This is a genomic window from Corynebacterium neomassiliense (genome assembly GCF_900626215.1).
In the GTDB taxonomy this organism is placed as follows: domain Bacteria; phylum Actinomycetota; class Actinomycetes; order Mycobacteriales; family Mycobacteriaceae; genus Corynebacterium; species Corynebacterium neomassiliense.
On record NZ_LR131107.1, the window covers coordinates 56,771 to 69,197 of the forward strand.

The window sequence follows — 12,427 nt, forward strand, 5'->3', positions numbered from 1 at the left end:
CAATAACTACATTCCTGATCCTACGCGGGAGGTGTTCCTACGCGCGCAGCCGGCGCAGGGCCGCGCGGACCTTACCCCCGTCGGTGGTTGTCCAGAACGGGGGCATCGACGAGCGGAAGAACCGGCCGTAGCGCTTTGTCGCGAGCCGGGAGTCGAGGACCGCCACGACCCCACGGTCGTCGACTCCGCGGAGCAGACGGCCCGCACCCTGTGCCATGAGGAGAGCGGCGTGGGCGGCCGAGACCTCCATGAAGCCGTTGCGTCCGGCGGCGTCGGCGGCGTCCTTGCGGGCCTGCATCAGGGGATCGTCGGGGCGGGGGAAGGGGATACGGTCCATGACGACCAGTGACAGGGACGGCCCGGGGACGTCTACTCCCTGCCACAGGCCCAGCGTGCCGAAGAGGCAGGTCTCCGGTTCGGCACGGAAACGGTCGATGAGGGCGCCGAGGGTGTCGTCGCCCTGGAGGAGGATCTCGTAGGGGACCAGCGTGCGCAGTTCCGCAGCCGCCGCCTCGGCCGCCCGGCGTGAGGAGAAGAGTCCGAGGGTGCGTCCGCCGGCGGCGTTGACCAGCTGTGCCAGTTCATCTGCCGCCCCCGGTGACGGGCCTCCCCGGCCGGGCGGGTCAAGGTGCTGTGCCATGTAGAGGATGCCGTGGGTGGAGGCGTCGAAAGGAGTGCCGACGTCAAGGGTCCTGCACCCGGAGGCCGGGAGCCCCCAGGAGGCCAGCATGGCGGTGAAACGTCCGCCGAGGGCGAGGGTCGCCGAGGTGAGGACAACCGTGGCGTCGGAGAAGAGCCGGGTGCGCAGGAGGCCCGCGACACTCAGCGGAGCCACCCGCACGGTGCGGTGGTGGGGGTCGCCGCCGAGCCAGACGACGTCTTCGCCGAACCGGGTGGGGGACGCCGCGGAGCCGGTGCTTCTCCCGTCGTCGCCGACTGTGCCTGAATCTGTCCCTGAATCTGTGCCTGTCCCCGTGCCTGTCTCCGTGCCCGACGGCGCGGCCGGTGACGCGTCGAGGATGCGCACCACCGTGTCGTGCATCTCCTCGCACGCGGAAATGCAGTGGTACAGTTCAGCGGCTTTCTCGGCGTCCTTCCCGGTGCCGTCGGTTCCGCCCGTACCGTAGCTGCTGTCTGTGCCGTCCCCTCCGGCGTACCCCGGACCAGCCGGACGTGACCCCTGCAGCCTGGACCTCAGGCCCCACAGGGCGTCCCGGAGCTGGATCAGCGGCTCGTGGAGGGACGCCGGGACGTGCTGCCACCGGCCTTCCGGGGCGTCACCGGCGTCCACCGCAGTCTCCACCGCAGTGGCCCACCGCTCGCCGACCTCTCCGAGGGAGTCGGCGCAGCCGTCCGGTCCTGCTTTCGCGCAGCGTCTGACCAGGGCGGCGACCGACCCCGCGGTGAGTTCCTCGGTGGCCACCGAGGTGATCCGCGACTCGAGTTCATGGGCCTCGTCGACGACCGCGACATCATGGGCGGGGAGTACGGACTGGTCCGCCATCGCGTCGATCGCAAGGAGGGCGTGGTTGGTCACCACGACATCGGCTTCGGCGGCGCGGGAACGGGCGGCCTCGGCGAAACACCTGTCACCGAAAGGGCAGCGGGTGGCCCCCACGCACTCCCTGCTCGTGACGCTGACCTGACGCCACACCCGGTCGGGTACCCCGCGGGGGAGCGAGTCACGGTCGCCCGTACCCTTCCCGGACTCCAGGATCTCCACCGCCCAGTCCCGCAGCCGTGCGACCTGGGCCCCGGTCTCCGTCACCTCCGCCTCGTCGAGCAGGGCGTCCGGGGCAGGCTCCTGCCCCGCAGGGTCTTCCGCGCCACCGATGCGGTTCAGGCAGAGGTAGTTGTTCCGGCCCTTGAGGATCGCGAAGGCAGGACGCTTCCCCAGTTTCCCGGCGAGGGCGTCGACGACCCGCGGAAGGTCACGGTCGACGAGCTGACGCTGCAGGGCGATCGTCGCCGTCGACACGACCACACGCCGACCCGAGCCCACCGCATGCGCCAGAGAGGGGACGAGATAGGCCAGTGACTTTCCGGTTCCCGTACCTGCCTGCACCGCAAGGTGGTGTTCGTCGTCGATGGCCCGGGCCACGGCGGCGGCCATGTCACGCTGGCCTTCACGACGGGCACCGCCGAGCGAATCGACGACATGGTCGAGAAGGTCGAGGACGTCGGGGGTGGCAGGGGCGTCTGTGGCGTCCGTGGCAGCCGTGGCGTCCGTGGCAGCACTCACAGACCGATGAAGCGGACGGCCAGGGCAGGCTCGTCACGCGACAGTGCGAGCCCCTCCCAGGGCAGCGAGACAAGCTGGGCGGCCAGGTGCGCCCGGGACTCGGCGAGGGTGGGGAGGTCGTCGACCGGCTCACCGTCACGCATGAGCGGCACCGTGAGCTGGACAGGGTGGAGCACACCGCCGAGGTCCGGGACGGGTTCACCGATCGGCCACGCGACCTCCTCGACGGCGGTGCCGGTGGACCGGCAGGCGCGGAGGGCCTGCTTCGCACCGCCGTGGGTGATCTTGCCGCGGCTGCGCTTGTGCACGGGCATGCCGTCGACCTCGACGAGCTTGTAGACCAGTCCGGCGGTGGGAGCGCCCGAACCGGTCACCACGGAAGTCCCGGCACCGTAGATGTCCACCGGTTCACTGCGCAGTGAGGCGATCGCGAACTCGTCGAGGTCGGAGGAGACGCAGATCTTCGTGTCATAGGCGCCGAGGGCGTCGAGCTGACGGCGGACCTGCCGTGCCATGACGCCGAGGTCACCCGAGTCGATCCGGACGCCGCCCAGCTCCGTGCCCGCCACCTCGACGGCGTTGGCGACCCCCCGGGTGATGTCGTAGGTGTCCACGAGCAGGGTGGTTCCCACTCCCTGGGACTCGATCTGGGACCGGAACGCCGCCTTCTCGTCCGGCTGACCGTCGGGCCCGGTGTGCAGGAGGGTCCACGCGTGGGCGCTGGTGCCGCCGACGGGGATGCCGTACCGGGCGGCCGCCTCCAGGTTGGAGGTGGACACGAACCCTGCGCGGTAGGCTGCCCGGGCCGCGGAGACCGCGGCGTCCTCGTGAGTACGACGGGAACCCATCTCGATGATCGGCCGGCCCTCCGCGGCGGTGACCATGCGGGCGGCGGCGGAGGCGACCGCGGAATCGAAGTTGAGGATGGACAGCAGGACGGTCTCCAGGACCACGCATTCACCGAAGGTGCCGCGCACCGTCAGCACCGGCGACTGGGGGAAGTAGAGTTCGCCCTCGCGGTAGCCGTCGATATGCCCGGAGAACCGGAAGTTCTCCAGGTAGGTCCGGGTCGGGGTGTCGAGGAAAGGCATGCCGTCGAGCTGTTCGGCGGTGAACCGGAAGTTCAGCACCGCCTCGATGACCCTGGCGGTGCCGGCGACGACGCCGTAGCGACGCTCGTTGGGCAGTCTGCGGGTGAAGATCTCGAAAGCGCACCGGCGGTCGGCGGTGCCGTCGGCCAGGGCCGCCTTCAGCATCGTCAGCTCGTACATGTCGGTGAGCAGTGCGGTGGATCTGCTGTCGGAGCGTGGGGTGGATGCGGTCACACCGACACATACTAGTGCTGTGCCGTTGCCGTGGGAGCAGCCACCGGTAGGCTGGGTCACATGACTTCCCCTGCCGCACCGGTGGCCGCACCTGTGGCCGAGCAGCTGCCGGACACTCTGACCGAGGCCGACCTGCCATGGCTGTGCATCTGCTGGGATGACCCGGTCAACCTCATGAGCTACGTGACCTACGTCTTCCAGACCGTGCTGGGGTACTCGCGTAAGCGCGCCACCGAGCTGATGCTCGAGGTCCACAACGAGGGCAGGGCCGTGGTGAGCTCGGGGGACCGTGACAAAGTCGAGGCGGACGTCAAGAAGCTCCAGACCGCCGGCCTGTGGGCGACCATGCAGCGCAGCGAAGGATGATCCGGTGATTCCCTGGACGAAGAAGAAGGGCCTGGTCCGAGGGACCAGGTACGTCACGAAACTTGAGCCTCTGGAACGTGAGATGCTCGGCAATTCCGCGGTGACCGTCTCCGAGGCACTGATGGGCAGGGCGCGGTCGGCGCCGAAGGACGAGCTCGCTGAGATGACCGGTCTGCCGTCCGGCCACACCACGGCCCCCGACGACCCGGCACTGGCCCGTCTGCTGCCCTCCTTCTTCCGTGAAGGGGAGGAGGAGGTGGACGGGGAGGCTGCGGTGACGCGGCAGTTCACGGAGACGGACATCATCCGCGCGAAGCTGGTCAACCTCCGGATACTCGTCGATGCGCTCGGCCCCGACGGTTCCGTCAACCTCAGCCTCACCCGTGAGCAGGTCGGCCCCTGGCTCAATGCGGTGGCGGACATCCGCACCTTCCACGCGGCCCAACTGGACTCCTACCGGGCCGGGCACGGGGAGGACTCGGACGAGTACCGTACCGCGCAGAACTACGTCGAATGGCTCGGCTACCACCAGGACAGCCTCCTCACCGCTGTTGCGGGACCCCTGGACATTCCGGAGGACACCGACGACACCGACGGGAACTGAGGGACATGGACACCGCAGCAGGACGCCCCGGCCCCGCAGGAGGTCACGCCGGCGACCTCTTCGGTGCGGTCCCCGGCCGGGTCAACGGACTGGCTGACGTGCCGGGGACCGCTGTCGGACACGCCCCCGCCCGAGACTCCGACGGCGGAGAACTGTCCTCAGGTGTGACCGTGGTCGCCACCCCAGCGGGCGCGGTCGGGGCAGTGGATGTCCGGGGAGGGGGACCCGGTACCCGGGAGACCGACCTGCTCGCCCCTGCCAACGCAGCCCAGGCCGTCCACGCCGTCGCCCTGTGCGGCGGCTCCGCTTTCGGGCTGGACGCCGCGGGCGGCGTCATGGCCGGCCTGGAGAACCACGGTGCGGGCCTGCGTGTCCTCGGGGACGCCGCGCCGGACCTGATCGTGCCGATCGTTCCCGCGGCGGTGATCTTCGACCTCCCGGTCGGTTCCCCGGCCGAACGGCCCGACGCAGCCTGCGGACGTGAGGCCCTGGAGCGAGCCCTCGGAGCTCTCGACGAGCTCCCCGGGGTGACCGGTCCGGCGCTCAACGGCAGTGTCGGTGCGGGCAGGGCGGCGACCGCCGGGGCGGTGAAGGGCGGCTTCGGTCAGGCAAGTGCCGTGCTGCCCTCCGGCGTCACTGTCGCGGTGGGCCTGGTCACCAATCCGGTCGGTTCCGTCGTCGACCCGGCCACCGGCCTGCCCTGGGGTCTCGGCTCCGAACTCTGCGGCGAATTCGACCGATACCGTGACGGTGACGGAACACTGCCGGACCCCGGTGCCGGTGGACGTGAACGCCTGCTCGCCCGCGGACTGGGCGGGACGAAACTGCCCGTGCCGGGCGGTGACGGCGGCATGTCCCCGCTCAACACCGTCATCGGTGTCGTCGCGACCGACGCTCCGGTCACCAAGGCCCAGGCCCAGCGCCTGGCCACCTCGGCCCATGACGGACTGGCCCGCGCGGTCCGTCCGTCCCACCTGCCGATGGACGGGGACACGTTCTTCGCACTGTCCACCGGGGGAGGTGGCGACACCGGAGCCGGGATGCCGGTCGAGGACCTTGCCGTGCTGATGTCTGTCGCCGCCGACTGCGCGGAACGCGCGGTCGTGCACTCGGTGCTCGCGGCGTCCTCCCTCTACGGTGTGCCCTCATGGAAGGAGCTGATGACATGACCGGGACCGGAAAGACCCCCGCCACGACCGCCGGCAGGCAGGTGCGCTCCACCACGGGCCGTCCGCTGGCCCGGCTGCTGCACAGCCGGGCAGGCCGGGCACTGGCCACCAGCGTGGTGTTCCTGGTGGTGATCTGGGCCCTCATGCTGGTCAACGCACTGTCGAACTACACGCTGACCGGCTACGGTGTCGAACCCCGGGAGATCGGGGGACTGCGCGGCATCCTCTTCGCCCCGTTCCTCCACGTCGACGTCAACCACCTGACGGCCAACACCCCGGCCTGCGCGGTACTCCTCTTCCTCGTCGCACTGTCCGGGCAGAAGGCTGTGTGGTGGTCGAGCATCTGCACCGTCGTGGTCGGAGGTGCGGGTATCTGGCTGACCGGTGCGGACAACACCGTGCACGTCGGTTCCTCCGTCCTCATCTACGGGTGGACGGCGTACCTGGTGCTGCGCGGGTTCTTCGCCCGGAACCTGTGGCAGATCCTGCTCGGCCTGGTCGTCGCGGTGGTGTACGCGGGCCTGGTCCAGGGACTGTTCCCCGGGGACCCCGGGGTGAGCTGGCAGGGTCATCTCTTCGGCGCGGTGGGCGGTGGACTAGCCGCCGTGGTACAGGGGCGCCGGGTCCGAGGCAGGTCCGTCCCGGGCGACGGGGGACCGGCGGCCGTGCCGGGCAGAGGAGCGCGCGCGGGCAGCTAGGATCGGTTCACATGGCATCAGCGACGGCAGGCAGTTTCGACAATTCACCGATCGGCGTCTTCGATTCCGGTGTCGGCGGGTTGACCGTCGCGCGCGCGATCGTGGACCAGCTGCCGGGCGAGTCGATGATCTACATCGGTGACACCGCCAACTCCCCGTACGGGGACAAGCCGCTGGCCGTCGTCCGTGAGCTGGCGACCGCCATCGCCGACGACCTGGTCGAACGGGGATGCAAGATGATCGTGGTGGCCTGCAACACGGCGTCCGCGGCCTTTCTCAGGGACGCCCGGGAACGCTACCCGGTTCCGGTCGTCGAGGTGATCCTGCCGGCGGTGCGACGTGCCGTGACAGTGACCCGCAACGGCCGGGTCGGGGTGATCGGGACACGGGCGACCATCACCTCGGGGGCGTACCAGGACCTGTTCCGGGCCAACCCGAACGTGGAGGTCTTCGCCCGGGCCTGCCCCCAGTTCGTGCCCTTCGTGGAGAGGGGTATCACCACCGGCCGGCAGATCCTCGGGCTCGCCGAAACCTACCTGGAGCCGCTCAAGGACGAGGGGGTGGACACCCTGGTCCTGGGATGCACCCACTACCCGTTGCTCACCGGGGTGCTCCAGCTGGTGATGGGGGACGAGGTCACCCTCGTGAGCTCTGCGGAGGAGACGATGAAGACGGTGTACCGCACCCTGAACGACGGTGGGATCCTCGCTGACGACGATCCGGGCAGGACCCCGGTCCACACCTTCGAGTCCACCGGTGACCCCCGCCGGTTCGCCCAGCTGGCCAGCCGCTTCCTGGGCCCGCAGGTGACCAGTGTGTCGCAGATCCCGGAGATACTGAGGTAAGAGGGTGCGGGCGGTGGTGGAGACGGTGGTGCAGATGCCGGTACACACGGTGGTCCGTGCGGTGGACGACGGTTCCGGAGGGGGGACGCCCCGGTTCGGTGACCTGCGGTGCAGTGACGCGGGGCACGTCGCAGAACCACCACGGAAACGACCTGTGGGACAATGCCTGTCATGGAAATGACGATTCTGGGATGCTCGGGCAGCCTCGCAGGCCCCGGCAATGCCGCGTCAGGTTATCTGCTGCGAATGTCCGACGGAGAGCACATCGTCATGGACATCGGTCCGGGTGTGCTCTCCCGGCTGCAGTTCCACGACCGCCCCGGGGATGTTCACGTGCTCTTCTCCCACATGCACCCGGACCACTGCCTCGACTTCCCGTCCCTGGCGGTCTGGCAGCGTTACCATCCCACGGACGCCTCCGGGCGGGTCCACACCATGCTGGGACCGTCGATCGCCCCCGTGCACCTGGGCAGGGCGTCGGCTGACGCTCTCGACGAGGTTGACGACTTCAGCGACATCTTCGACATGTCCGGCTGGCAGGCTCCCGGCCAGGAACCGGTCGAGTTCGCCGACGGGACGTACCCGGAGCACCGTATCGGGTCGACGAGGCTTTACGCGGCGACGGCGGTGCACCCGACGGAGTCATACCTCATACGGGTGGAGGACGCGGACGGTTCCTCCCTGGTGTATTCGGGTGACACCGCCGCCACCCCGAATCTGGCGGCACTGGCCTCCGGAGCTGACGTGCTCCTGTGCGAGGCCACGTGGGGGGAGAGGGACAACGGTGACAATCCGCCGCAGATGCACCTGTCCGGAGAAGAGGCCGGACAGGCGGCCGCGGAAGCGGGGGTGGGGCGTCTGATCCTGACACACATTCCCCCGTGGGGGGACCGGGAGGGGGCGTTGCGGGGGGCGCGGCGTTTCTTCGACGGACCGGTGGACCTGGCGGTGCCGGACATGGTGGTCGTCCCGGGGGCTCCGGCCTGAATCCGGTGCCTGGTCTGGGGCATGAACCTCTGGCAGGCCGGTGACGTGCAGGTGACATGCCGCTGCGTGCCGGCGTCCGTGGCGCCGGTAGGCTGTCCGGCATGAGTTCCTCTGATTTCCGACGATTCGACGGACGCGCCGTCGACGAGCTGCGGCCGGTCCGCATCACCCGTGGTTTCACCACCAACCCGGCAGGCTCGGTGCTGGTCGAGTTCGGCGCCACCCGGGTGATGTGCACGGTCAGTGTCTCCGAGGGCGTGCCCCGGTTCAAACGTGACTCGGGCGAGGGCTGGCTCACCGCCGAGTACGCCATGCTTCCCTCCGCCACCGCGGAGCGGATGCCGCGTGAATCGCTCAGGGGCAAGGTCAAGGGGCGTACGCACGAGATCTCCCGGCTCATCGGCCGCTCGCTGCGCGCCGCCGTGGACCTGCGGGCACTGGGGGAGAACACCGTGAACATCGACTGTGACGTCCTCCAGGCCGACGGCGGTACCCGCACCGCCTCGGTCACCGGAGCCTACGTCGCCCTGGCGGACGCCCTCTCCGTGCTGCGGTCCCGGGGAGTGGTGCCCGGTCAGCCGTTGCTCGACCCTGTCGCCGCAGTGTCCGTCGGCATCGTCGACGGTGTTCCCTGTCTCGACCTTCCCTACCAGGAGGACAGCCGGGCGGACGTGGACATGAACGTGGTGATGACCGCACAGGGCAGGTTCGTGGAGATCCAGGGCACCGGCGAGCATGCGGAGTTCAGCCGTTCGGAGCTCAACGAGCTCCTCGACCTGGCGGAAGGCGGCCTGTACGATCTGGTCGACCTGCAGCGTGCGGCTCTGGACGCGGAACTCGGTGAACCTGTGACCCTGGGGGAGTGGCGGTGACGGTGGACGCCCCGGTGAAGGTCCTCGTCGCCTCCCGTAACGTCAAGAAGCTCCGCGAGCTGGAGCGGGTCCTCGCCGCGGCGGGGGTCGACGGAATCAGGCTGCTGACCCTGCGCGACGTCGCCGACTACCCGGAGACCCCGGAGACCGGCGCCACTTTCGAGGACAATGCGCTGATCAAGGCCCGCGACGGGGTGCGGCACACCGGTCTTCCGACCGTGGCCGATGATTCGGGTATCACCGTGGACGCCCTCAACGGCATGCCCGGTGTCCTTTCCGCCCGCTGGTCCGGTGGAAAGAGTTCACCGGTGCTCTCCGCCCACGACGACGTGGACGCCGCGAACAACGCCCTGCTGCTCGCCCAGACCTCCGACGTTCCAGACGGGCGTCGTGGCGCCGGATTCGTCTCGGCCTGTGCACTGGTTCTGCCGGAGTCCGCGGCGGCGAAGCTGGGGGTGGACTCCGAGACCACGGTACGGGGGACCTGGCGTGGGACGCTGCTGCGCCAGCCCCGTGGTGAGAACGGTTTCGGCTACGATCCGCTGTTCGAACCGGAGGAGACCCCGGGCCGGTCCAGTGCCGAACTCGCCGCGGAGGAGAAGGACGCCCTGTCCCACCGGGGTCGTGCGCTGCAGCAACTCGTCCCGTTGCTGCGCGAACTTGCCGCCTCCCGGGTTACAGTGGGGGACTGAACCCCTTCCCCGACAGCTGAGAGGAACCGGTGGCGTCGTGAGTGTGTCCGGTAGTCCGTCCCATATCGTCCGCACGGCCGTCACGGGAGGGGCTGACCTCAGCTGGCAGGTGGACCTCTACAAGGACCTGCACCGTTACCCGGAACTGTCCGGGGCGGAACGGGAGACGGCGGCGAGGATCGCGGCCGAACTGCGACGCTACCCGGACTGGGAGGTGACCACCGGGATCGGCGGGTACGGGATCACCGCAGTCCTGCGTAACGGCGAGGGCCCCACCGTGCTGTACCGGGCGGACTTCGACGGCCTGCCCGTCGCCGAGGCCACCGGTGTGCCCTACGCGTCCACCCACTCCCAGCTCAATGCGGAGGGACAGCAGGTCCCGACGATGCACGCCTGCGGGCATGACGCCCACACGGCCACGGCCCTGGGGGCGATGACGATCCTGGACGCCGTCCGGTCATCCTGGTCGGGCACGGTGGTCATGGTGTTCCAGCCGGCCGAGGAACTGGCCATCGGAGCACACGGGATGGTCACCGACGGACTGTGCGATGTGGTCCCCCGCCCTGACGTGTGCCTTGACCAGCATGTTCTTCCCGGCCCTTCGGGTACCGTGTACTGTTCCCCCGGTCCGATGACCACCAGTTCCACGACAATCGAGATCACCTTGTTCGGGCGCGGGGCACATGCCTCGATGCCTCACCGCAGTGTGGACCCGGTGGTGCTGACCGCGGCAGTGGTGATGCGCCTGCAGACGATCATCTCCCGTGAACTTCCGCCCGGGGAGTTCGGTGTGGTCACCGTCGCCTCGATAGAGGCGGGGAAGGCCAACAATGTCATCCCCGATTCGGCGAAGATTGCCTTGAGCTGCAGGTTCTACAGTGAGAAGTGGCGCCTCAGGGCAGTGGAGGCGATCAAGAGAATTGTCCGGGCCGAAGCCGCCGCGGCGGGGTGCGAACGCGAGCCGGAGTTCCGTTTCGTCGGTCTTCTCGCCGCAACGGACAATGACGAAGGGGTGTTCGAGGTGGTGCGACCGCACTTCGACGACCATTTCGGGGAGGATTCCCGGGACATGGACCCGTGGACGGCGTCGGAGGATTTTCCCGTCATCCCGACGGCATTCGGCTGCCCCTATCTTTTCTGGACGGTGGGAATCACTCCGCGGCGTCAGTGGGCGAGAGCGGAAGCTGCGGGACGTCTCGACATCGACATCCCCTCAAACCACAACCCGGGTTTCCTGCCCGATCTCGGGTCACTTCCGGTGACGACGGAGGCGGCTGCGGTCGCGGTTCTGGCATGCCTGGGCCACCAGTGGCGTGACGGTGACGCCTCCGACGACGAGTGGGCTGCCGCCGACTGGGCCGGGGAGCCGGCGGGGCGGGGCGGCACCGGCCGGGCCTCCCCGGCACTGACGCTACCCGCGGCACTAGCAGCACCGGCGGCTCTGACGTTAGCGGTGGTTCAGAGGCCGAAAGCCTCGACCACTTCGTCGCGGCGACGCCGTTCCAGGATGAACGAGAGCACCGGAATGACGCCGGCGAGAATGGTCGTCACCCATTTCCCGGGTACCCAACGGGCCTTGACACCGAGGTCGAGACAGGTCAGGCAGTAGATCAGGAAGATCCATCCGTGAGCGATGGCGATGAAGGAGAACCAGCCGGGGGATTCGACGTCCAGCGGAGGAAAGACCAGGTACTTCAGGATCATCTCGAGGCACAGCAGGAGCAGGAACACGCCCGTGATGTAGGCCATCACCGAGTAGCGCTTCAGTGCGCCGGCGACCCGGCGCCTCCGGTCCTCGCTGACGACCGGTGCTGTGGTGGGTGATGAAGACGGTGAAGAGGTCATGCTGTTCAGGGGATCCTGTTCTCGTCGGAGTGCTGGCTCTGGTTCCGGTCCGTGCTCCGGCGGGCCTCACGGGCACGACGGCGTCGGTCGTCCACGAAAATGTCCGGGGTGCCGCCGGACTGCCGGTCATCCCGCCGGGGCAGAAGATCTTCGGACAGTTCGGTGATTTTGTCGGGGGAGTCCGGCTTCGGTGCGGCGGGGGCGTCCTCCCCGTTCGCCCGTTCGCGCTCGTACTCCATGTACTTGCGGTAGGCGACGATGAAGAAGATTCCGAAGATGGGCCACTGGAGGGCGTATCCGAGGTTCTGGAACGACCCGTCGCTGTCATGCCACCGGCCCCACTGCCACCATGCCAGGCACAGGGTCGCGATGACCGCGGCGCTGAGGAAACACCACTGCACGATGCGCACACGCAGCGGAAAGGGGTTCTTCTGGGCTTCCCGGGACACGCCCTCCACCGTACCCTCACCACGGTGCGCGGTCGAAACCCCGAAGGGGCGGTATCCGGGTACCGGGGCGACGGCGGGCGGCCGGGGCGCTGCTACGATGACGGGGCGTTCAGAGCGGACGGTGCCGGGGTGGTGACCGGATGGTCACCGCACACTGTTACCGTGCCGCCGGACGTGGACGCGCCCGTGGCGGAATCGGCAGACGCGCCAGGTTTAGGTCCTGGTGTCCTCGGACGTGGGGGTTCAAGTCCCCCCGGGCGCACATGCAGGTCAGAGCCTGTCTTCGGGACAGGCACCCTTCCTGGGCCACCTGGCTTGACGAATTCCCGACGC

Annotated in this window: 12 protein-coding genes, 1 tRNA gene and 1 pseudogene; 10 read left to right on the forward strand and 4 right to left on the reverse strand. The window is 69.0% G+C overall.

The annotated features are described in order from the left end of the window. Positions 1-37: 37 nt before the first annotated feature. Complete coding sequence (locus tag E0E18_RS12425) at positions 38-2,242, reverse strand: ATP-dependent DNA helicase (protein ID WP_202616772.1); 2,205 nt, start codon at positions 2,240-2,242, stop codon at positions 38-40. Next, positions 2,239-3,567, reverse strand: coding sequence for a nicotinate phosphoribosyltransferase (locus tag E0E18_RS12430; RefSeq protein WP_130841523.1), 1,329 nt, complete (start codon positions 3,565-3,567; stop codon positions 2,239-2,241). Before E0E18_RS12430 ends, E0E18_RS12425 begins: the two co-directional genes overlap by 4 nt. Before the next feature lie 60 nt (positions 3,568-3,627). On the opposite strand from E0E18_RS12430, the gene clpS reads away from it, so the two are divergent. The 9 genes and pseudogenes from clpS to E0E18_RS12475 form a co-directional block, all read left to right on the forward strand. After that, positions 3,628-3,933, forward strand: a complete 306-nt coding sequence (gene clpS / locus E0E18_RS12435) for an ATP-dependent Clp protease adapter ClpS (protein WP_110481741.1) — start codon at positions 3,628-3,630, stop codon at positions 3,931-3,933. 4 nt (positions 3,934-3,937) lie between these two features. After that, complete coding sequence (locus E0E18_RS12440) at positions 3,938-4,537, forward strand: DUF2017 domain-containing protein (RefSeq protein WP_110481739.1); 600 nt, start codon at positions 3,938-3,940, stop codon at positions 4,535-4,537. Positions 4,538-4,542: 5 nt separating this feature from the next. Beyond that, positions 4,543-5,706 (forward strand): P1 family peptidase, encoded by a 1,164-nt coding sequence (locus tag E0E18_RS12445; RefSeq protein ID WP_130841525.1) that lies wholly within the window; start codon positions 4,543-4,545, stop codon positions 5,704-5,706. After that, on the forward strand, positions 5,703-6,404 hold the full coding sequence (locus tag E0E18_RS12450; protein WP_130841527.1) for a rhomboid family intramembrane serine protease: 702 nt from the start codon (positions 5,703-5,705) through the stop codon (positions 6,402-6,404). The genes E0E18_RS12445 and E0E18_RS12450 overlap by 4 nt, the downstream gene beginning before the upstream one ends. 11 nt (positions 6,405-6,415) lie before the next feature. Further along, positions 6,416-7,249, forward strand: coding sequence for a glutamate racemase (gene murI, locus E0E18_RS12455; RefSeq protein WP_130841529.1), 834 nt, complete (start codon positions 6,416-6,418; stop codon positions 7,247-7,249). A 171-nt stretch (positions 7,250-7,420) separates the two neighbouring features. Beyond that, the gene (locus tag E0E18_RS12460) at positions 7,421-8,236 is read left to right on the forward strand and encodes an MBL fold metallo-hydrolase (protein WP_066589761.1); all 816 of its coding nucleotides are present in this window, start codon (positions 7,421-7,423) and stop codon (positions 8,234-8,236) included. 101 nt (positions 8,237-8,337) lie between these two features. Next, positions 8,338-9,108, forward strand: coding sequence for a ribonuclease PH (rph, locus tag E0E18_RS12465; RefSeq protein WP_066589764.1), 771 nt, complete (start codon positions 8,338-8,340; stop codon positions 9,106-9,108). Between the two features lie 14 nt (positions 9,109-9,122). Then, positions 9,123-9,800, forward strand: a complete 678-nt coding sequence (locus tag E0E18_RS12470) for a non-canonical purine NTP pyrophosphatase (protein ID WP_130841873.1) — start codon at positions 9,123-9,125, stop codon at positions 9,798-9,800. Between the two features lie 109 nt (positions 9,801-9,909). Then, a pseudogene (locus E0E18_RS12475) lies at positions 9,910-10,887 on the forward strand (amidohydrolase); the annotation flags it as partial. A gap of 371 nt (positions 10,888-11,258) precedes the next feature. Here the strand turns inward: E0E18_RS12475 and E0E18_RS12480 are convergent. Next, the gene (locus E0E18_RS12480; RefSeq protein ID WP_066587873.1) at positions 11,259-11,645 is read right to left on the reverse strand and encodes a DUF3817 domain-containing protein; all 387 of its coding nucleotides are present in this window, start codon (positions 11,643-11,645) and stop codon (positions 11,259-11,261) included. 5 nt (positions 11,646-11,650) lie between these two features. After that, positions 11,651-12,094, reverse strand: a complete 444-nt coding sequence (locus E0E18_RS12485; protein ID WP_130841531.1) for a hypothetical protein — start codon at positions 12,092-12,094, stop codon at positions 11,651-11,653. 180 nt (positions 12,095-12,274) lie between these two features. Between E0E18_RS12485 and E0E18_RS12490 the strand changes: the two genes are divergently transcribed. Then, positions 12,275-12,356, forward strand: a tRNA-Leu gene (locus tag E0E18_RS12490). The last annotated feature ends 71 nt before the right edge of the window (positions 12,357-12,427 follow it).